Source organism: Marivivens niveibacter, from assembly GCF_002150005.2.
Lineage (GTDB): Bacteria > Pseudomonadota > Alphaproteobacteria > Rhodobacterales > Rhodobacteraceae > Marivivens > Marivivens niveibacter.
The window spans coordinates 863,563-883,938 of record NZ_MSPP01000001.1; the positions used below are offsets into that span (position 1 = coordinate 863,563).

The window sequence follows — 20,376 nt, forward strand, 5'->3', positions numbered from 1 at the left end:
TAAGTCAAATTCTGTTTCATCAGATCGAACAGCGGCCCCAAGCGCCGCATAGATCAAGGAGAAATGGATGTTTGACTTTTTAAAACGTGGTGCTGCCGAGGATGGCGCGACCGAAGTAAAAGCTTCGGCCACGGGAAAGGTTTTGGGACTGGGTGCAGGGCGGGCCATTTGGTCATCGCGCGATACGGCTTCGCTGACCAAGGGGGGCTTTACCCGCAATCCGGTTGGATTTCGTGCGGTCAAACTGATTGCAGAAGCCGCTGCAGCTCTTCCTCTGATCCTGCAAGACGCTGAACGCCGCTACGAAGATCACCCCGTGAATAAACTGCTATTGCGCCCAAATGGTTCACAGGGTCGCGCGGAGCTGTTCGAGGCGCTGTACGGGTATCTGTTATTGTCGGGTGACGCCTATATCGAGGCGGTCGGTGACGGTTCTTTGCCACTTGAAATGCATGCTTTGCGTCCTGAACGGATGCAGGTGGTTCCAGGTGCTGATGGTTGGCCAATTGCCTACGACTATGTTGTTGGCGGACGCAAACATCGGTTCAACGTGGGCGAGGCTGCCAATCCGATTTGTCATATCAAATCCTTTCATCCCCAAGACGACCATTATGGGTTTTCTCCCTTAGAAGCGGCTGCTTCGGCTGTGGATGTGCATAACGCGGCATCGAACTGGTCCAAGGCATTGTTGGACAATGCGGCGCGTCCGTCTGGGGCGATTGTCTACAAAGGCGTGGATGGACAGGGCAGTTTGTCCGCTGATCAATACGATCGTTTGCTGCATGAAATGGAATCCATGCATCAAGGTGCGCGTAATGCCGGCCGGCCCATGTTGCTAGAGGGTGGTTTGGATTGGAAGCCAATGGGGTTCAGCCCATCCGATATGGAATTCCAAAAAACCAAAGAGGCCGCCGCGCGCGAAATCGCGATCGCATTTGGCGTACCGCCGATGTTGTTGGGCATTCCAGGCGACGCGACCTATGCCAATTATCAAGAGGCCAATCGCGCATTCTATCGTCTGACCGTTCTGCCATTGGCAACGCGGGTGACAAACGTGGTTGCGCATTGGTTGGCTGAATTTACGGGTGAACCGTTTGTTTTGCGCCCAGACCTGGATCAGATCCCAGCGCTATCCGCAGAACGTGATGCCACATGGCGCCGTATCAGCGAGGCATCTTTTCTAAGTGCAGCCGAGAAACGCGCGCTGTTGGGGCTTCCGCCGACCGAGGTGGGTGATGACCGCTAAGGTTTTGGATTTCACAGCCAAGCGTCCGGGGAATGATTTCTGGAATGCACAATTAGAGATGCGATTGGGCCGGATCGAGTCTGTCGTTTCGCGTGTGCGTCTACAGATTTGGATTTTGATCGGTAGCTGCGCAGCGATGACTGTGATGGATGGTTTGCGAATAATGTATGAAGGTTCGATATGAATTTAGAACATAAGTTCAGTAAGTTGGGTGGCGATGTGAAAGTCACCAATGGCCACGAAATTGAAGGCTACGCGTCCTATTTCGGTGCAGTTGATCAAGGTAACGATGTGGTCGAACGCGGTGCATATGCGACATCCTTGTCAAAGCTGAATGACAAGGGCGACAAGGTGAAAATGCTATGGCAGCATGATCCGTCGCAGCCCATCGGCATATGGGATGAGGTCCGCGAAACAGAGCGCGGTTTGTGGGTCAAAGGGCGCATTTTAGCAGACGTAGAAAAGGGACGCGAAGCCATCGCCCTGATCGAAGCGGGCGCAATTGACGGCCTGTCGATTGGCTACCGCACTGTCAAATCCACGAAAAACGCCCAAGGCCAACGGATCCTGGCGGAGTTGGAGCTGTGGGAGGTTTCCCTTGTCACGTTTCCTATGCTGCCTCAGGCGCGGGTTGGTGCGAAAAGCGACACATCAATCGATGCAGAACTGCGCGAATTGGCTGCGGTGCTGAAGGACGCAACCAGTCTGATAGCGTCCGCTAAAGCTTAACCTTCATTCACAAAGGAAAATCAAATGGATGCACCTCAGGCGCTGTCTGGGGCCGGAGAAGATCTGTCTTCGGTCAATGATCTGAAATCAGCGGTTGCTGATTTTGTAAGCGAATTCAAACACTTTTCAAACGGCATTGATGCCAAATTCAAAAAACAGGAAAACCGTATGACCCTAATGGACCGTAAATCGATGACTACTGCTCGCCCCGTTTTGGCTGGGGCAGCGGCGAGCGATGTTCCTCATCAAAAAGCGTTTGGCGCATATCTGCGTTCGGGTGACGACGATGGTTTGCGTGATTTGCCGCTAGAAGGAAAAGCGATGTCCGCAGCAGTTGCGGCGGACGGCGGATATCTGGTTGATCCTCAGACCTCCGATACCATTAAATCCGCACTGAATTCCATGGCATCGATCCGTGCAATTGCATCTGTCGTAACGGTCGAAGCGACGTCGTTTGACGTACTGGTCGATCACACCGAAATGGGTTCGGGCTGGGCGAATGAAACCTCGGCGTTGACCGAAACAGACTCGCCGCAAATTGATCGCATTACGATCCCAGTGAACGAACTGTCTGCGATGCCAAAAATTTCGCAGCGCCTGCTAGACGATAGCGCGTTTGATATCGAAGGTTGGTTGGCTGGCCGTATCTCGGATAAATTTGCACGTTCCGAGGCTGCTGCATTCATCAACGGCGACGGCGCTGACAAGCCGACAGGTTTTTTGACATATCCAACTGTCGATAACGACGTTTGGACCTGGGGCAACCTAGGCTACGTGGTGACAGGTAATGACGGTGCGATTGATGACGGCGATTCAATCATTGAATTGGTCTATTCCTTGGGTGCTGAATACCGCGCGAATGCGACGTTTGTCATGAATTCGAAAACTGCTGGTGCTGTGCGCAAGCTCAAAGATGCCGATGGTCGTTTCCTATGGGCAGATGGTCTGGCCGCTGGCGAACCTGCACGTCTGATGGGCTATCCAGTTCTGATCGCTGAAGATATGCCAGACATCAGTTCGAACGCGACCGCAGTTGCATTCGGTGATTTTGCCAATGGTTACACCATTGCAGAACGCCCTGATGTGCGCGTCCTCCGCGATCCATTCTCGGCCAAGCCGCATGTTCTATTTTACGCGACCAAACGTGTTGGCGGCGCGGTGAGCGATTTCAAAGCAATCAAACTGCTGAAATTCGGCACTGCCTAAGGGCTGTCGTTAGGGGCGGCGTTAGCCGCCCTGTATCGGACGCGCACGGGGCACCTGTTGCTATCTAGTATTTTCCCTCCGCCCGAGCGGCAACAGGGTGCGCGTCCGGTTTTAGGCGGGGATATGGCCGGAAATCGGAGAAATTTGATGATGTTAATCGAGGAAACCACGGTGCCACAGTCGGCGCTACCGGTGGCGGAGCTGAAGGATCACCTGCGACTGGGGTCCGGTTTCGCCGATGACGGTTTGCAAGACGGAATACTAGAAACCTGTTTGCGTGCGGCGATGGCCGCGATTGAGGCACGTACCGGCAAAATCTTGATCGAGCGCGAATTTAGCTGGACGGTTCGCTCTTGGCGACAGGGTGACGAACAATCGCTGCCAGTCGCGCCGGTTAACGTGGTCTCAGCAATTAACCTTATCGATCACCACGGAAATGCGCGCGCAATCAACGAGGGCTGGACCTTTGTGCCTTCGCTACAGCGTCCGGTTATCGTGGCAACAGGATCGATGCTGCCACAAATCGCAGTTCATGGATCTGCAAAGGTGCATTTTCTGGCTGGGTTTGGACCTGAATGGTCAGATGTTCCTGCAGATTTAGGCCAGGCCACAATGATGCTGGCAGCGCATTTTTATGATTTTCGGCATGGCGAGGCATCCGGCACGGACATGATGCCGCCTTCGGTTGCGGTAACCCTAGAACGTCATCGCATGGTGCGGATCGGAGGCGGTCTATGAAAGCCCCGATATTGAACCGCGCGTTGATTTTGGAAACTCCTGATCGCATTCCAGACGGGGCCGGCGGTTTTAAAACGATATGGACAGCACTTGGGCTGCATTGGGCGCATGTGGATGCGCGATCAGCGGGCCAGATTACCGGTGCGGCTAGTGCTGTGTCGCGGGTGAAGATGCGAATTACTGTTCGCGCGGCCCCGATGGGAGCGGCGTCGCGACCTAAACCAGAACAACGGTTCCGTGAAGGTAGCCGTATTTTTCAGATCGAAGCTGTCAGTGATGCTGACAGTGATGGGCGCTACCTGATTTGCTATGTATCCGAAGAGGTGTCGGTATGAGCTATGCAATGAGTTCTGCGCTTCAAGCCTCTGTTTACAATGCGTTAATATCGGATGTGGGTGTGAATGACTTGGTTGCCGGCGCGATTTACGATGCCCTGCCAACAGGTGTTTTACCGTCGCTGTATTTAACGTTGGGGCCGGAAAAAGTCGTCGATTTGTCAGATCAAACAGGTCACGGCGCCCGTCACGAATTCACCATTTCCATAGTCAGCCAAAGCGCAGGATTCGCCTCTGCCAAAAACGTGGCGGGGGCGGTTTGTGATGCTTTGGTTGATGCTGATCTGCCGTTATCGCGCGGTCGTTTGATCGCATTGAATTTTCGAAGTGCGAAAGCGGCGCGAATTGATAGCGGGTCGGCGCGACAGATCATTTTGACCTTTCGCGCATTCGTCGAAGACAACTGATTACCCTGAATAAGGAGCAAACCCATGGCTGCCCAAAACGGCAAAGACCTTTTGATTAAAATGGATATGACCGGCGATGGCCTGTTTGAAACGGTTGCTGGACTGCGTGCTACACGGATCAGTTTTAATGCTGAAACCGTAGATGTCACCAGCATGGAAAGCGCCGGTGGATGGCGTGAACTACTTGGCGGATCGGGCGTGAAATCGGCTTCGATCTCTGGCTCTGGCGTTTTCAAAGATGACGCAACTGATGAACGCGCGCGGCAGATTTTCTTTGACGGGATCACGCCTGAGTTTCAGGTAATCATTCCCGATTTTGGCACTGTCCAAGGCGCGTTTCAGATCACCTCAATCGAATACGCAGGCAGCCACAATGGTGAAGCGACGTATGAAATGTCATTGGCTTCGGCTGGTGCCCTGACATTCGTGGCTGCGTAATGACGAACCCTTATGCCGGAGAGGTTTGTCTAACGGTCGATGGGCAGCCGATGGTTTGCAAATTGACCTTGGGCGCATTGGCGGAATTGGAACAGAACCTGAAAGTTGGGTCCTTGATGGACCTTATCAAAAGGTTCGAAGCGGCTGAGTTTACATCTTCGGATGTCCTAGCGTTATGCGTTGCTGGACTGCGCGGTGGTGGCTGGCGCGGAACGGTTGATGACCTGTTCTGCGCAGAGATCGAAGATGGCCCCGTAGGTGCAGCGCGCGCCGCTGCTGAAATGTTGGCCCGCGCTTTTTCTCCGCCTGAATAGCATGGATTGGGCGGGGCTGATGAGGGCGGGATTTCGTGGGCTTGGCTTAAAACCAGCCGAGTTTTGGAACCTGACCCCAGTGGAATTGATGCTGATGTTGGGCGTCGACGCCGCCACCCCGTCAATGGGCAGAGCCCGTCTGATGGAATTGGCAGCACGTTTTCCTGACACAACAAACAGAGGATAGCATGGCGGATATTGAACAATTGGATGACCTGGAAAACGGTCTGGATGCCATCGAAAAAAGCCTGTCAGATACGACATCAATGGCATCCGCTTTTGAAGCGCAATTGCGTCTGACGCGGTCGACTTTGTCCGATACGGCGCGCGATTTGGGCAAGCTGGAAACGGGGTTTTCGTCGGGCTTACGCAAGGCATTTGATGGTTTGGCATTCAATGGGATGAAGCTGTCGGATGCTTTGACGTCGCTTGCTCAGTCGATGTCGAACACAGTTTATAACGCCGCTATGAAGCCTGTGACGGACCAGTTGGGCACGCTGATGGCGGATGGTCTGAACGCGCTCGTATCTGGGTCCGTGCCGTTCGCTAATGGTGGTGCCTTTTCCCAAGGGCGCGTCATGCCATTCGCCAAGGGCGGTGTTGTGTCTAGCCCCGTGACGTTTCCCATGCGCGGTGCAACGGGCCTGATGGGCGAAGCAGGTCCAGAGGCCATCATGCCACTAACGCGCGGCAGTGACGGCCGCCTAGGTGTTGCCGCCCAAGGTGGCGGAAACGTCAATGTCACGATGAATATTTCGACCCCGAACGTCGAAGGTTTCCAAAAAAGCCAAACCCAGATTGCAGCGCAGCTGTCGCGCGCAATGGGCCGCGCCAATCGCAATCGATAAGAGGTAAATATGAGCTTTCATGAGGTACGCTTTCCGGCGGCTTTGTCGTTCGGTTCTGTTGGTGGTCCCGAACGTCGAACTGAAATTGTCACCCTGTCGAACGGTTTCGAAGAACGAAATAGCCCATGGGCGCATTCGCGTCGTCGGTATGACGCGGGGATCGGGCTGCGATCCTTGGACGACGTGGAGCAGATGATCGCGTTTTTCGAGGCGCGTCAGGGGCAGCTGCATGGGTTCCGATGGAAAGACTGGGCAGACTATAAATCGTGCTTGCCGTCCGCTGACATCACGGGAATGGATCAGTTCATTGGAACTGGGGACGAGGTCACAACTGATTTTCAGTTGGTAAAGGCGTACACCTCTGGCGATGCGGTCTATTCGCGACCAATCCGCAAACCTGTGCGTGGTCGTGTTCAGGTAACGATATCTGGTGATGATGTTCAGGAAAGTGTAGATTATTCAGTGGATTACTCGACAGGTTTGATTCAGTTTTTCCATGCGCCAGACATTGGTTCTGAAATCCGCGCGGGGTTTGAATTTGATGTGCCGGTTCGGTTTGACACAGACGTCATCCAGACCTCGGTTGCCAACTTTAACGCAGGCGAAGTCCCAGACGTGCCCGTGATCGAGGTGCGCCTATGACTTTGGCCGATCATCTGAAAACGGGCGCAACGACTGTGTGTCGCTGTTGGGCCGTGACACGCAACGACGGTGTTGAATTGGGTTTCACCGATCATGACACCGATATCGAATTTGATACGATCCAGTTTCGCGCAGATAGCGGGATGACGGCAAAGGAGGTCGAACAATCGGCTGGTTTGTCTGTCGATAACTCTGAGGCTATCGGAGTGCTGTCGCATAACGCTATTTCCGAAACCGATATCGACCAAGGCCTGTTTGACGGGGCGATCGTGCGATATTGGCTGGTCAATTGGTCAAATGTCACAGAACGAGAATTACGTTTCCGTGGTGAGATCGGGGAAATTCGCAGAACCAGCGGCGCGTTTACTGCAGAGCTACGCGGTTTGGCCGAAGCGCTGAATAAACCAAATGGACGTGTTTTTCAGCGCGGTTGCCGTGCCGTTTTGGGCGATGCCGAATGCCAATTCGATACGTCGTTGGCCGAATTTTGTTTCGTTGGCGTGCCGCTTTTCACTACGGATAACCGTATATTTGAATTTGATGATCTCGCTGGCTATTCCGCCGGTTGGTTTACCAAGGGCACGCTATCAATTGATGGCGCCGCGATCGGTGTGAAACCAGCGCTGATCAAAAATCACCATGTTTTGGAAAACGGTCATCACGAGGTCGAGTTGTGGCAGCCGCTAAAACCTGAACCGTCCGAGGGCGTTCAGTTAAAGCTGGTTGCTGGCTGCGATAAAAGAATGAAAACCTGCCTACAAAAATTCGACAATCTTCTGAATTTTCGCGGTTTTCCAGACATTCCAGGTGAAGACTGGCTGGTTTCAACACCAATTCGTTCGTCTCAAAATGATGGGGGGAGCTTGCGATGATGCCAATCGTTCATGCTGCGCGCCGCTGGATTGGTACCCCTTATCGACATCAATCATCCTGTCTTGGTGCGGGGTGCGACTGTCTAGGTTTGATCTTAGGCGTCTGGACCGAAGTCGTCGGCGATATTCCTGAAACGTTACCAGCCTACAGTCCAGATTGGTCAGAACCCCAAAACAGCGAAACCCTGTTTGATGCGGCGCTCCGACATTTCGAAATCAAACCGGTTGCAAATGCAGAGGCCGGCGATCTTTTGCTGTTCCGGATGCGCGATGGGGCGGTTGCGAAACATTTGGGCATTCAGTCCCGAATTGGCTCAAACGCCAGTTTTATTCACTCATATTCGGGTCACGGCGTTGTCGAAAGCCGCCTGACCGATCCGTGGGCGCGCCGAATTGTTGCGCGTTTCAAATTCCCAATAAAGGTAACCTAATGGCAACTATCGTATTATCAGCTGTAGGTATGGCAATCGGCGGATCGATCGGCGGCACGGTTTTGGGAATTTCCTCTGCGGTGATTGGCCGAGCTGCTGGTGCGATGATTGGCCAAGCCATCGATCAACGCATCATGGGGTCGGGCAGCGGTACTGTTTCGACAGGCCAAATCGACCGGTTCCGTTTGACCACTGCGTCTGAAGGCGACACCGTTTCAACTGTTTATGGTCGTTATCGCGTCGGCGGCCATATGATCTGGGCAACCCGATTTATCGAAGATACCACCACAACCAGCGGGGGCAAAGGCGGCGGTGCGTCAGTCACCGAATATGCGTATCGCGTGTCTTTGGCGTTGGCGCTGTGCGATGGCGAAATCACAAGTGTCGGGCGCATTTGGGCGGACGGCACGGAAGTGCCCAAATCAGATTTGAACATGCGGATCTACAAAGGGACAGAAACCCAGTTACCTGATCCGAAAATGGAGGCCGTCGAAGGTTATGGCATGGTGCCTGCCTATCGCGGCATTTCCTATGTCGTGATCGAAGATTTGGATCTATCCGTTTTTGGCAATCGCATTCCGCAATTCAGCTTTGAGGTTACGCGGCCAGCGCCAGTCTCTGCCAGCGTTCAGGATATCGCCACAAAAATCCAAGGCGTCGCCCTTATCCCTGGTACGGGTGAATACGCATTGGCGACGACGCCGTTGACCGTCTCTGACGGGCTAGGGGCGTATCGTTCGCTGAATATCAATTCGCCAGCCGCGCAGGCTGATATCAATGTGTCCTTGGATGCATTGGTGGATGAGGTGCCAAATGCACGGACAGCGTCGCTGATCGTGTCGTGGTTTGGCAATGATTTGCGCTGCGGCGAATGTCGGATCGGCCCGCGTGTCGAACAGGCCGATTATGACCCCAAACAGATGCCATGGACCGTCAGCGGTGCCACGCGTTCGGACGTGGGTATCGTGCCGTTAGATGCGGATGGCCGTGCGCTGTATGGCGGAACCCCAACCGACCAATCCGTGGTCGAAGCGATCCAAGCCATGCGCGATCGTGGCATTTCGCCTGTGTTTTATCCATTTATTCTGATGGAGCAGCTGACTGGTAACGGGTTGCCCGATCCGTGGGGCGCCGAGGAACAGCCTGCCATGCCTTGGCGCGGGCGCATAACGACTGCGTTGGCGCCATATTTGGACGGTACATCCGATAAAACAGCTGCGGCTAAATCCGAGGTCGACGCGTTCTTTGGAACTGCGACTGTTGCGGATTTCGCGATTGATGGAACGCGTGTTGTATATACGGGGCCAGATGAATGGAGCTATCGCCGCTTCATTCTGCATTATGCACATCTGTGTGCAGCAGCGGGCGGGGTCGATGCGTTCTGCATTGGGTCCGAATTGCGGTCGCTTACCCAAATTCGAGACGATCAAGGATTTCCAGCGGTCGATCATCTGTGCCGACTTGCTGCCGAGGTCCGGTCAATTCTGGGTACCGATTGTAAAATTGGCTACGCGGCTGATTGGTCTGAATATCATGGCTATCAGCCCGTTGGCACGGCCGATAAATATTTCCACCTTGATCCGTTGTGGGCAGATGAAAATATCGACTTTATCGGTGTCGATAATTACGTCCCGCTGTCGGACTGGCGTGACGGTAACGATCATCTGGATGCAGATTGGGGTGATATTCGCAACATCGAGTACCTAAAGTCGAACATCGAAGGCGGCGAATACTACGATTGGTATTATCATTCTACCGAAGCCCGGGACGCTCAAATCAGAACGGCGATTTCAGACGGCGACGGAGAGCCTTGGGTTTGGCGGGCGAAAGATATGCGGGGCTGGTGGTCAAATTACCATCATAACCGTGTGGACGGCCAACGCCAGGAAACCCCAACCGCGTGGCAACCGAAAAGTAAACCGATTTGGTTTACGGAATACGGCTGTGCGGCGATCGACAAAGGCACAAACCAGCCGAATAAATTCTTAGATCCGAAATCCTCTGAATCGCAGATGCCGCACTATTCAAACGGTGCGCGGGATGATGCGTTACAGGCGCAGTATATTTTGGCAATGACTGAATATTACGCGGAGCGTCAAAACAATCCGGTGTCCGCTGTGTATGGGGGCGATATGGTTGACATGTCTCGCGCTTTGGCTTGGGCGTGGGACACGCGTCCGTACCCGTTTTTCCCGCAGAATATCGATTTGTGGTCAGATGGAGAAAACTATGGGTTGGGGCATTGGTTGAATGGTCGTGTGTCGTCTCGTTCTTTGGCCAGTGTGGTCACCGAAATCTGCCATCAGGCTGGGATGACAAACATTGATACCAGCGCGCTGTATGGGACAGTCCGCGGTTATGTTGTGGATCAGACCGATACCGCGCGGGCCGCATTACAGCCGTTGATGTTGGCATATGGATTTGATGCCGTGGATCAGGACGGTTTGATCGTGTTCAAATCGCGAAACGATCGGGCAGGTGCAGAACTGGATACGGCTTTATTCGCTGTCAATTCGTCTGATGCCAGCACGTTGGAACGTATCCGCGCATCAGAGGCAGAAATGGCTGGAACGGTGCGTCTGACCTATGTCGAAGCTGACGGTGATTATCAAACACGGTTGTTCCAAACGGTTCAGGCCGATGACGATACAAATTCAACATCACATACAGAATTGCCGCTGGTCCTCACCTCGGGCGAAGCGGAGAAAATTACTGAACGTTGGTTGGTTGAGGCAGGCATTGCGCGCGAATCGGTGACCTTTGCGTTGCCGCCGTCCGCGTCGAACGTTGCCGCTGGTGATAGTATCCGTCTGGATGGCCGTGATTACCGTGTCACGCGCAAAACGTCCGGTCAGTCGGCAACAATAGAGGCGCAGCAATATGAACCAAGCCTGTACAAACTGACACCCACGACCGAAGAGCCGTCGTCGGTCACGACCTTTGTTCCGCCTGTTCCGGTCGATGGGCTATTTCTAGATCTACCAATTTTGACCGGAGAAGAGGCCGAACACGCGCCGTATTTTGCCGCCGTTGGTGCGCCTTGGCCCGGGCCGGTGGCACTGTACCATTCGAACCAGGACGCAAATTACAAAATTGAAAAGACCGTCGATCTCTGCGCTATCGTTGGCATAACTGAAACCGATTTAGCGCCCGCAGGGGCAGGGCGCTGGGATCGTGGTGCGGCCCTGCGGGTTAAATTGGTGCATGGCGCGCTGTCGTCTGCTTCGGCTGAAAATATTCTGTCTGGGGCAAACGTTGCCTTTGTCGGCGATGGGACGCCCGATGGGTGGGAGGCTATTCAGTTCGTCGGCGCAAAATTGGTTGGGCCACAAACCTATGATATTTCAATGCGTTTGCGCGGGCAATTGGGGACAGATCACAAATCACAAACGGCATTGCAAGCGGGTGCCTATTTCGTGCTGCTGAATGATGCTGTTTCCCAAATCGACTACGCGGCGAAATTGCGAGGGGTGGAAAGGTTCTATCGATTTGGGCCCGCATCCAGACCGATGACTGATACCTCTTATCAAACCGTCCAGCATGCATTTGCAGGTGTCGGGCTGCGTCCTTATCCCGTGTGCCACATGCGCAAGTCAGAAGGCGCGGATCAATCAAAGCGGTTTTCTTGGATCCGCCGAACACGGATTGACGGCGACAGTTGGGACGGGCCGGATGTACCGTTGGGCGAAGAAACAGAAAGCTACCGTATCCGCATTTTCCGCGACGGTGAACCTGTTCGGGAATTAGTTACCGCGACCCCGTCGTTTGACTATGACGCCGGGTCGCAGGCAGCAGATTCAGGCGCTGACACAATCGGCGTGGCTCAGCTCTCTGCGCGTTTTGGCCCAGGTCCTGAAACCTATTTGTATTTCGGCTGATGCGACAGTTATCGATAGTCGACATGGATCAGGCGGTCAGCGTTTTGCTGGCCGCCGATCCAAGTAGGTGGAGTGAGCTAAGCCGGCAGATAATTTGGCAGGCAAAATGGGCGGACAAATATCGAAAACGCACGGGCAAACGTCATCCTGAATGGGGTAATGGAACCGTTCATGATGTCTGTATCCGGTATCCAAGGTATCGGTCCAACTACCCAACCCCAGACCCATATTTTCGGGCTATGTCCCAGTTTTTGCAAACTTATGTTGATGCATGACATCAAAAGTATTGAAATGTTTCATTACGCCTTTGTTCTTGGCCTTGGGGCGCTATTTGCGGTACAGAGGAGCAAATAACCCCGCAGGAGCCGGTCATGGCAAAGTTTAAAGCATCCATCGCGCAAATCGATCCCGTCTGGGATCGCATCTGTTCCGAAGCCGAAAACGCCATCAAAGATGAACCATTGATGGGTAGTTTGCTGCATCAATGCATCCTGCATCATGCCCGTTTCGAAGACGCATTGGCCTATCGTTTGTCGATGAAACTCGCTTCGGCAGAAATGTCGGAACAGCTGCTGCGCGAAATCGCGGACAGCGCCTATGAAGCAGAGCCCGAATTGGTCAATTCGGCCCGCGCGGATTTGGTCGCAACGTTCGAACGCGATCCCGCGTGCCATCGGTTTCTGCATCCTTTGCTATATTTCAAAGGCTTTCAGGCGGTTCAAGCCTACCGTTTGGGGCATTATCTGTGGGAACAGGGCCGCCGTGATATGGCGTATTTCCTACAAATGCGTATTTCCGAAAGCTTTGGCGTCGATATTCACCCAGCCGCTAAGATCGGTAAGGGTATCATGATCGACCACGCCCATTCGATCGTTATCGGCGAAACCGCTGTGGTGGGCGATAATGTGTCGATCCTTCATACCGTGACGCTGGGCGGCACAGGAAAAGAGGATGAAGACCGTCACCCGAAAATCGGCAATGGTGTTTTGATTGGCGCGGGTGCATCTGTGCTGGGCAATATCAAAATCGGTGACCGCAGCCGCATCGCTGCTGGTTCGGTTGTTTTGGGTGACATCCCGCCATGCAAAACTGTGGCTGGTGTGCCTGCCAAAATTGTTGGCGAGGCAGGCTGTGACCAGCCATCCGTTTCGATGGATCAGCTGCTGAAAAAATGTATGGGAGAGGGTTAACCTTCTCCGATCAGTTGATCATAGGCCTCTAGCGCCTTCATTCCGTACATATACGCAGGCCCGCCGCCCATCAAAATGCAGGTCGAAACGGTCTCTTCGATCTCTGCGCGGGTTGCGCCTGCTTTGACGGCTGCTTGCAGATGGAACCCGATGCAATCGGCGCAATGGGTCACGATACCAATCACGATGCATTGCAATTCCTTTTGCTTTGTCGATAACGCGCCATCAGCCAAAGCGGCGTTATGCATTTGCGTAAACGCTTTGCCAACGTCGGGCTGCGCTTTGCGGAAATCACGTGTGAGCCGCGTTGTATTGCCCAGATAATCTTTCCAATCCATATCCGTTCCTTTGTCTTTATGAAGACTTGGTAACATTGCTCTGGGCAAATTCTTTGCGTTAGATCAAGGAATTGAAATGTTTTGGCGGCTTGCGGTTTGGTAAAAATAGCGATTGTCTAAAGGCGCAATTTCAAAGGCTCTCAATCATGATTATTCGCAGCGCAACATCCGATGATGCGGCCATTCTGACACAAATTTATAACCACGAAGTGGAGACGGGCACAGCGCTGTGGAACGTGCAAGCGATTGATCTGGAAAACAGATTAGAATTCTTGTCGAACCAAAAAGCAAAAGGTAACCCCGTTTTGGTGGCCGAGGTCGATGGCGAAATGGCGGGCTATGCAACCTATGCCGCTTTTCGTCCGCAAGACGGATTTCACCTTACGGCGGAACATTCCATTTACGTGCGCCCCGGTTTTCAGGGGCAGGGGATTGGTCCGAAATTACTATCTGCGTTGATAGATAAAGCCCGAGATAACGGACAGCATGTTCTGGTCGCAGCGATCGACGGCGCAAACGAAGGGTCCATCGCGCTGCATCGAAAATTAGGCTTTGCCGAGGTTGGCCGAATGCCCCAAGCGGGCATGAAATTCGGCCGATGGTTGGATCTGGTTCTATTGCAGTTGCAGTTGGATGACCGCAGCGCCCCATGAAAAAAGCCCCCGAAATCTCGGGGGCTTTTGATTAAACGCGGGTTGGTGTGATTTCCAAAGAGCCCCGTGTTGCGTCCGAATATGGGCAAACATGGTGGGCGCCTGCGATCAGATCATCCGCGACGTCATCTTCTACGCCGGGCAATGAAACCTCAATTTGCACTTGGATACCAAATCCGTTGTCATCGCGTGGGCCAATGCCAACCGTTGCTGTCACTGTCGCATCTTCGGGTACTTTTATCTTTTTACCCGCGGCATAGGCCTTCATCGCGCCCAAGAAACAGGCGGAATAGCCAGCCGCAAATAGTTGCTCTGGGTTAACGCCTTCGCCGCCAGCGCCGCCCAGCTCTTTTGGGGTGACTAAATTCAGGTCCAGCGCACCATCGTGGGTTTTCGTGGTGCCGGTACGTCCACCGGTCGCGGTGGCTTTGGTCGAATACAAGATTTTAGATGCAGGCATGTTTGTTCCTTTCTTTATTTGTCGCAATATTAATTATCGCAATAAGTAAATTTATCAACCTTGCGATTATATCGCGCACGATTTATTTATTCACTGTAACAATCTGGATGCTGAAACGATGTCTGATCCGTTAAACGAAATGATCTGTTTCGATGTTTATGCTGCAAACCTTGCGGTGGGGCGTCTGTATAAACCGCTGCTTGATGAACTTGGTCTGACATACCCACAGTATTTGGCGTTGATGATCTTGTGGGAAAAAGACGGGCGCGCGATCGGCGAAATTAGCGGTATTCTGGGCCTAGAAAGCAGCACGTTGACACCATTAATCAAACGGATGGAGGCAACTGGACTAGTTACTCGACGTCGAGATGACAAAGATGAACGCCGTGTTCATGTGTTTCTAACTGACGCTGGTCGTAAAATCGAAACAGAGCGTCTGCGCCTGACGCAATGCGTGGCGGATGCAACTGGACTCAGCTTTGACGAATTTGTGCAGCTGCAGGGGTTGCTACGAAAGATGCGCAAAGCGATTCAGAAATAGCCCCGCTTTTGCGCAGGGCCATTTGAGATCAAATCGACAATAGAAATTGCTGGGCGTCATTTTCGGTTTTGCCAGATGCCGCTGCAATATCTGTCAGCGTTTCATCTGATGACGTCACTGTGTACCCGCCGTCCGATAGCGCAGCGGTAAAATCATCCGTAGACATATCGAAAATCGGTGCGACCTCTGCAATTGGTTGCGACAGGATCAAGGCGGCGATTTCAAATTGCGCAGGGCGTCCACCGCCGTTGGGGCCGCCTTCGGGCGTCGGCTGAAGCAGGAAAAACGATGCAGAAACCGCTGCAATCGCAAGGCTGATCATCATGGGCGCATGTTTGAAATAGTTCTTAACGGGGCGCCAGTTGCGCCATAGGTGCAGGACAAAGGGCACAACTAGGACCAAACCCAGAATTTCATGCATCGAATGGAATGACCGTGGCCCAAGGTCAAAATACATAGCCACGCCGGTGATTACGGAAATCAGGAAAAAACCGAAAATGAGCGGGGTCGCATAGCGCATAAATAACTGTTTCATGGGGTAGCTCGTTAAATCTGGCTGAAAGATACCCTTTGAACGGACTAACCTGCGTTTTCCGTCGAAAATAACGAGGCCGCTTAAAATCGACATAAGGACGTCACTTGTTCGCCTTATAGTTGTTGTTTGGTGCAGCTATAAGGAGATTTCAATGGTAAATTTTAAAGCAGCCGTATTGGTGTCGTTGTTTGGCAGCGTAGGCACAGGTGTCAGTGCTATGACCGAAGCTCAAGCCAAAACAGCTCTAGATCGCGTCGATGCGTTTTCTTGCTTCAATGGACCGAGCGACGAATATGCAGAGTGTGTAAACGAGCGGATTGATCAATGCGAAGTGGAATTGTCGGAATACATTTTCCACCAGCGCGCATGTTCGAACTTTGTATTTGAGCAAACTGACGAAGTTTTAAATCAACGCTATCAGTACTTTATCGAAGATATGAAACGTCACGATGCATATCGTGCGGCAAGCAATTTCGCCCGTGAAGATAAAACGTTAGAGGATTTTCTAAGGGAAGGACAGCGCGCTTGGATCGTTGTTCGTGACACGACCTGCCATCTTGGACCGACCTACGATCTCATTAGTTCGGGATATTATATTGGTTTTTATGAATGTGCGGCTGAAATGACCGCGCGCCGATTGCAAATGCTAGTCGATCAGATTGACCGGCCATCGGTTTACGGTGAGTTCTAAGTTGTAAAAAAGCCCCCAAAGATTGGGGGCTTTTTGTTTCCACTTCGAAAACGCCTTAGGCCAACATTGCCATTGGGTTTTCCAAGTTCTCTTTGATCGCTTTCAGCAGATCCGCACCCAAGGCACCGTCAATCACGCGGTGATCGACCGATAGGGTCACGGACATGACGGTTGCGACTTTGATCTGGTCATCCGCGCCAACCACAGGTTTTTTCACGCCTGCGCCGACTGCCAGAATGGCAGAGTGCGGTGGGTTGATGATGGCGTCAAAGTTGTCGATGCCGAACATGCCCAGGTTGGAAATCGCAAAGGATCCGCCCTGATATTCGTGCGGCGCCAGTTTGCGGTCACGTGCGCGTTTGGCCAGATCTTTCATCTCGGTCGACAGGGCAGATAGCGATTTGCTGTCCGAGTTTTTCAGAACTGGGGTGAACAGGCCGCCTTCGATTGCGACGGCAACTGCAACGTCCGAATTGGTGAATTTCAGCACGCGATCACCTGCCCAGACAGCGTTCGCCTCTGGGATTTGTTGCAGGGCAACGGCGCAGGCTTTGATGATGAAATCGTTGACCGACAGTTTCACACCGCGATCGGCCAATTTGGCGTTGATCTGAGCGCGGAAGGCCAGCAATTCGTCCAGTTCAATGTCGCGGCGCAGGTAGAAATGCGGAACGGATTGTTTCGCTTCGGTCAGGCGGGCAGCGATGGTTTTGCGCATGCCGTCCAGTTTGACCTCTTCGAAATCGGTGCCTTCGTACATTTTCAGAACTGCATCGGTCGATGGACCGGTTGCAACAGATGCCGCAGTTGGAGCAGCTGCTGGCGCGTCGGCTTTCGGTGCTTCGGCCTTTGGCGTTGCAGTCGCGTTTTCGACGTCCGACTTCACGATGCGGCCTTTGGGGCCGGAACCAGTGATTGCGGACAGGTCCAGACCTTTTTGCGCAGCAATGCGGCGGGCCAGAGGCGACGCAAAGATGCGATTGCCGTCTTTGACAGGCGCAGCTGGGGCAGGGGTTGCGGGCGCCTCAGCGGCCGCTGGCGCGGCCTCTTCGTTGCCCGCGGCGGCGGCAGGTGCCGCCTTTGGCTCTGCCGACCCAGCGGTGTCGATGTCGTCCGCGCTTTCGCCATCTTCCAATAGCACAGCGATCAAAGTGTTCACTTTGACGCCTTCGGTGCCTTCGGCGATGACGATTTTGCCAACGACGCCTTCGTCCACGGCTTCGAATTCCATGGTCGCTTTGTCGGTTTCAATTTCGGCAATGATGTCACCGCTGGATACGGTGTCGCCTTCTTTGACCAGCCATTTGGCCAACGTGCCTTCCTCCATTGTGGGGGACAGGGCGGGCATCAGGATTTCTGTGGGCATCGCTTGTCCTCCTTAGCGGTAGGTGACTTGTTTCACGGCGTCGATCACTTCGGCTGTGGTGACCAGCGCGAGCTTTTCGAGGTTCGCCGCATAAGGCATTGGTACGTCTTTGCCGGTGCAGTTCAGAACCGGAGCGTCCAGATAATCGAACGCGTGAGTCATGACGTAAGCCGACAGGTGGTTGCCGATCGAACCGACTGGCCAGCCTTCTTCGACAGTGACCATGCGGTTGGTTTTCTTAACCGAAGCCAGCACGGTGTCGTAGTCGATTGGGCGCACGGTACGCAGGTCGATCACCTCGGCGTCGATACCTTCGGCAGCCAGCTTTTCAGCGGCTTCCAATGCGTAGGTCATGCCGATGCCAAAAGACACGATGGTCACGTCGTTACCGGAGCGTGCAATTCGGGCTTTGCCGAATGGAATGGTGAAATCATCCAGAACAGGCACTTCGAACGATTTGCCGTATAGGATTTCGTTTTCCAAGAAGATCACAGGGTTCGGATCGCGGATCGCCTGTTTCATCAGACCTTTGTAGTCGGCAGCGGTGTAAGGCATGACAACCTTTAGACCTGGGATCTGCGCGTACCATGCGGCGTAATCCTGGCTGTGCTGCGCGCCAACGCGGGCTGCTGCGCCGTTCGGACCACGGAACACCATCGGTGCGCCCATCTGACCGCCGGACATATACAGCGTCTTTGCGGCAGAGTTGATCAGGTGGTCGATCGCCTGCATCGCAAAGTTGAAGGTCATGAATTCAACGATCGGTTTCAGACCGCCGAATGCCGCACCAGTCGCGATACCTGCAAAGCCGTGTTCGGTGATCGGGGTGTCGATCACGCGTTTCGAGCCAAACTCATCCAGCATGCCTTGCGAGATTTTGTAAGCACCTTGGTATTCACCGACTTCTTCGCCCATCAGGAAGACGTTTTCGTCACGGCGCATTTCTTCGGCCATCGCGTCGCGCAATGCTTCGCGGACGGTCTGGGTTTTCATTTCGGTGCCTTCTGGCCAATCAGGGGTCTGTTCAACCTTTGGCGCAGCTGGGGCCGCCGCTGCTGGTGCAGGCGCTGGCGCAGCTTCTGGTGCTGCTGCGGCTGCTGGCGCGGAGTTGCCAACCTCAGCAGGCACCTCTTCGCCTTCTTCGACCAGAATGGCGATTGGCGTGTTCACTTTGACGGCTTCGGTGCCTTCTTCGATCAGGATTTTACCCATCACGCCTTCGTCGACCGCTTCGAACTCCATCGTTGCCTTATCGGTTTCGATTTCTGCGATGATGTCGCCTGCGGTAATGGTGTCGCCCTCTTTTTTAAGCCATTTGGCCAGAGTGCCTTCCTCCATGGTGGGGGACAGGGCGGGCATTAGAATTTCAGTAGCCATAGTCGTCGTCTCCTCCCTTAAGCCTGCGGAATTTCGTCTGCGTAGATGTCTGTCCATAGTTCGGACACATCAGGCTCTGGGCTTGTTTTTGCGAACTCTGCCGATTCATTGACGATGGCTTTAATGTCCTTGTCGATGGCCTTTAGGTCATCTTCGGTCGCATGGTTGCCAGTCAGCAGAATGGAACGGATTTGTTCGATTGGGTCACGCTCTTCGCGCATTTTCTGCACTTCTTCGCGGGTGCGGTATTTCGCAGGGTCCGACATAGAGTGACCGCGGTAACGGTAGGTTTTCACCTCTAGAATGTATGGGCCTTTGCCTGCGCGACAGTGTGCAACAGCGCGTTCACCTGCCTCTTTTACGGCCAGAACGTCCATACCGTCGACTTCTTCGCCTTCGATGCCGTAGGCGGCGCCGCGTTCCCACAGGGTTTTCGATTTCGTCGAACGCTGAACCGATGTGCCCATGGCGTACTGGTTGTTTTCGATCACGAAAATCACCGGCAGGTCCCACAGTTCGGCCATGTTGTAGGTTTCATAAACCTGGCCTTGGTTCGCTGCGCCGTCGCCGAAATACGCAAAGGTTACGTTGTCGTTGCCTTTGTATTTGTCCGAAAATGCCAGACCCGCGCCCAGCGGAACCTGCGCACCAACGATACCGTGGCCGCCATAGAAATGTTTCTCTTTCGAGAACATGTGCATGGAGCCGCCTTTACCTTTGGAATAGCCACCTTCGCGGCCGGTCAATTCGGCCATCACGCCGTTGGCTTCCATGCCGCAGGCCAACATGTGGCCGTGGTCGCGGTAGGATGTGACGCGTTTGTCGCCTTCTTTGGTTGCGGCTTCTAGGCCGACAACTACGGCTTCTTGGCCGATGTAAAGGTGACAGAAACCGCCGATCAGGCCCATGCCATACAATTGGCCTGCCTTTTCTTCAAAACGACGGATAAGCAACATGTCTTTATAGTAGGATAGTAATTCCTCTTTCGACACGTTTGGCTGTTTGGCTGGTTTTCTCGCGGCCATAGGTCCTCCGTCCTTAACTGGCGAAATAGTTTAGTGTTAAACAATCTCATACAGGATGGTTTGCGGAAAAGCGAGAGTCAATGTTTTTAGGCAGCGGGTAGGTGCCATGCGTCCGC

26 protein-coding genes are annotated in these 20,376 nt (G+C 53.5%); 20 read left to right on the top strand and 6 right to left on the bottom strand.

What is annotated here, in order from left to right; genetic code table 11:
* Positions 1-67 precede the first annotated feature (67 nt).
* From BVC71_RS04170 to cysE, 17 genes are all read left to right on the top strand, one after another.
* On the top strand, positions 68-1,246 hold the full coding sequence (locus BVC71_RS04170; RefSeq protein ID WP_086450340.1) for a phage portal protein: 1,179 nt from the start codon (positions 68-70) through the stop codon (positions 1,244-1,246).
* Entirely contained in the window at positions 1,236-1,430 is a 195-nt protein-coding gene (locus tag BVC71_RS04175) for a hypothetical protein (RefSeq protein ID WP_086450341.1), read from the top strand. Before BVC71_RS04170 ends, BVC71_RS04175 begins: the two co-directional genes overlap by 11 nt.
* A complete protein-coding gene (locus BVC71_RS04180) occupies positions 1,427-1,975 on the top strand; it encodes an HK97 family phage prohead protease (protein ID WP_086450342.1) in 549 nt (182 codons plus the stop codon). Before BVC71_RS04175 ends, BVC71_RS04180 begins: the two co-directional genes overlap by 4 nt.
* Before the next feature lie 24 nt (positions 1,976-1,999).
* Complete coding sequence (locus BVC71_RS04185) at positions 2,000-3,181, top strand: phage major capsid protein (RefSeq protein WP_086450343.1); 1,182 nt, start codon at positions 2,000-2,002, stop codon at positions 3,179-3,181.
* 147 nt (positions 3,182-3,328) lie between these two features.
* Entirely contained in the window at positions 3,329-3,919 is a 591-nt protein-coding gene (locus BVC71_RS04190; protein WP_086450344.1) for a head-tail connector protein, read from the top strand.
* Positions 3,916-4,254, top strand: a complete 339-nt coding sequence (locus BVC71_RS04195; RefSeq protein ID WP_086450345.1) for a head-tail adaptor protein — start codon at positions 3,916-3,918, stop codon at positions 4,252-4,254. The genes BVC71_RS04190 and BVC71_RS04195 overlap by 4 nt, the downstream gene beginning before the upstream one ends.
* Positions 4,251-4,661 carry a DUF3168 domain-containing protein gene (locus BVC71_RS04200; RefSeq protein ID WP_086450346.1) on the top strand — a complete coding sequence of 137 codons (411 nt, stop codon included), beginning with the start codon at positions 4,251-4,253 and terminating at the stop codon, positions 4,659-4,661. The genes BVC71_RS04195 and BVC71_RS04200 overlap by 4 nt, the downstream gene beginning before the upstream one ends.
* Before the next feature lie 24 nt (positions 4,662-4,685).
* A complete protein-coding gene (locus BVC71_RS04205) occupies positions 4,686-5,099 on the top strand; it encodes a phage major tail protein, TP901-1 family (protein ID WP_086450347.1) in 414 nt (137 codons plus the stop codon).
* Positions 5,099-5,413: a gene transfer agent family protein gene (locus BVC71_RS04210; RefSeq protein WP_086450348.1), complete on the top strand. Its 315-nt coding sequence runs from the start codon at positions 5,099-5,101 to the stop codon at positions 5,411-5,413. The genes BVC71_RS04205 and BVC71_RS04210 overlap by 1 nt, the downstream gene beginning before the upstream one ends.
* Before the next feature lies 1 nt (position 5,414).
* Positions 5,415-5,600, top strand: coding sequence for a phage tail assembly chaperone (locus BVC71_RS04215; protein ID WP_086450349.1), 186 nt, complete (start codon positions 5,415-5,417; stop codon positions 5,598-5,600).
* 1 nt (position 5,601) lies between these two features.
* The gene (locus BVC71_RS04220; RefSeq protein WP_086450350.1) at positions 5,602-6,261 is read left to right on the top strand and encodes a phage tail tape measure protein; all 660 of its coding nucleotides are present in this window, start codon (positions 5,602-5,604) and stop codon (positions 6,259-6,261) included.
* Positions 6,262-6,270: 9 nt separating this feature from the next.
* On the top strand, positions 6,271-6,903 hold the full coding sequence (locus BVC71_RS04225) for a DUF2460 domain-containing protein (RefSeq protein ID WP_086450351.1): 633 nt from the start codon (positions 6,271-6,273) through the stop codon (positions 6,901-6,903).
* Entirely contained in the window at positions 6,900-7,775 is an 876-nt protein-coding gene (locus tag BVC71_RS04230) for a DUF2163 domain-containing protein (protein ID WP_086450352.1), read from the top strand. Before BVC71_RS04225 ends, BVC71_RS04230 begins: the two co-directional genes overlap by 4 nt.
* On the top strand, positions 7,772-8,206 hold the full coding sequence (locus tag BVC71_RS04235; RefSeq protein WP_086450353.1) for an NlpC/P60 family protein: 435 nt from the start codon (positions 7,772-7,774) through the stop codon (positions 8,204-8,206). Before BVC71_RS04230 ends, BVC71_RS04235 begins: the two co-directional genes overlap by 4 nt.
* Positions 8,206-12,084, top strand: a complete 3,879-nt coding sequence (locus BVC71_RS04240) for a baseplate multidomain protein megatron (RefSeq protein WP_086450354.1) — start codon at positions 8,206-8,208, stop codon at positions 12,082-12,084. Before BVC71_RS04235 ends, BVC71_RS04240 begins: the two co-directional genes overlap by 1 nt.
* Positions 12,084-12,359 carry a DUF7742 family protein gene (locus BVC71_RS15670; protein WP_476738574.1) on the top strand — a complete coding sequence of 92 codons (276 nt, stop codon included), beginning with the start codon at positions 12,084-12,086 and terminating at the stop codon, positions 12,357-12,359. Before BVC71_RS04240 ends, BVC71_RS15670 begins: the two co-directional genes overlap by 1 nt.
* 96 nt (positions 12,360-12,455) lie before the next feature.
* On the top strand, positions 12,456-13,274 hold the full coding sequence (cysE, locus tag BVC71_RS04245; RefSeq protein WP_086450355.1) for a serine O-acetyltransferase: 819 nt from the start codon (positions 12,456-12,458) through the stop codon (positions 13,272-13,274).
* Here cysE and BVC71_RS04250 read toward each other — a convergent pair.
* A complete protein-coding gene (locus tag BVC71_RS04250; protein WP_086450678.1) occupies positions 13,271-13,612 on the bottom strand; it encodes a carboxymuconolactone decarboxylase family protein in 342 nt (113 codons plus the stop codon). The genes cysE and BVC71_RS04250 overlap by 4 nt on opposite strands.
* Positions 13,613-13,758: 146 nt before the next feature.
* Here BVC71_RS04250 and BVC71_RS04255 point away from each other — a divergent pair, with 146 nt between their 5' ends.
* Positions 13,759-14,265 carry a GNAT family N-acetyltransferase gene (locus tag BVC71_RS04255; protein ID WP_086450356.1) on the top strand — a complete coding sequence of 169 codons (507 nt, stop codon included), beginning with the start codon at positions 13,759-13,761 and terminating at the stop codon, positions 14,263-14,265.
* Between the two features lie 31 nt (positions 14,266-14,296).
* Here BVC71_RS04255 and BVC71_RS04260 read toward each other — a convergent pair whose 3' ends face one another.
* Positions 14,297-14,725, bottom strand: a complete 429-nt coding sequence (locus BVC71_RS04260) for an organic hydroperoxide resistance protein (RefSeq protein WP_086450357.1) — start codon at positions 14,723-14,725, stop codon at positions 14,297-14,299.
* 118 nt (positions 14,726-14,843) lie between these two features.
* Here BVC71_RS04260 and BVC71_RS04265 point away from each other — a divergent pair, with 118 nt between their 5' ends.
* Positions 14,844-15,266 carry a MarR family winged helix-turn-helix transcriptional regulator gene (locus tag BVC71_RS04265; protein WP_086450358.1) on the top strand — a complete coding sequence of 141 codons (423 nt, stop codon included), beginning with the start codon at positions 14,844-14,846 and terminating at the stop codon, positions 15,264-15,266.
* A gap of 28 nt (positions 15,267-15,294) precedes the next feature.
* Here BVC71_RS04265 and BVC71_RS04270 read toward each other — a convergent pair whose 3' ends face one another.
* Positions 15,295-15,801 carry a DUF4405 domain-containing protein gene (locus BVC71_RS04270; RefSeq protein ID WP_086450359.1) on the bottom strand — a complete coding sequence of 169 codons (507 nt, stop codon included), beginning with the start codon at positions 15,799-15,801 and terminating at the stop codon, positions 15,295-15,297.
* Between the two features lie 151 nt (positions 15,802-15,952).
* Here BVC71_RS04270 and BVC71_RS04275 point away from each other — a divergent pair, with 151 nt between their 5' ends.
* Positions 15,953-16,492, top strand: coding sequence for a lysozyme inhibitor LprI family protein (locus BVC71_RS04275; RefSeq protein ID WP_086450360.1), 540 nt, complete (start codon positions 15,953-15,955; stop codon positions 16,490-16,492).
* A gap of 55 nt (positions 16,493-16,547) precedes the next feature.
* Here BVC71_RS04275 and BVC71_RS04280 read toward each other — a convergent pair whose 3' ends face one another.
* From BVC71_RS04280 to pdhA, 3 genes are read right to left on the bottom strand one after another with little or no spacing between them, the layout of a single operon-like run.
* Complete coding sequence (locus tag BVC71_RS04280; RefSeq protein ID WP_086450361.1) at positions 16,548-17,858, bottom strand: pyruvate dehydrogenase complex dihydrolipoamide acetyltransferase; 1,311 nt, start codon at positions 17,856-17,858, stop codon at positions 16,548-16,550.
* A 12-nt stretch (positions 17,859-17,870) separates the two neighbouring features.
* Entirely contained in the window at positions 17,871-19,235 is a 1,365-nt protein-coding gene (locus tag BVC71_RS04285; protein ID WP_086450362.1) for a pyruvate dehydrogenase complex E1 component subunit beta, read from the bottom strand.
* Between the two features lie 17 nt (positions 19,236-19,252).
* The gene (gene pdhA / locus BVC71_RS04290) at positions 19,253-20,260 is read right to left on the bottom strand and encodes a pyruvate dehydrogenase (acetyl-transferring) E1 component subunit alpha (protein WP_086450363.1); all 1,008 of its coding nucleotides are present in this window, start codon (positions 20,258-20,260) and stop codon (positions 19,253-19,255) included.
* Between the last annotated feature and the right edge of the window lie 116 nt (positions 20,261-20,376).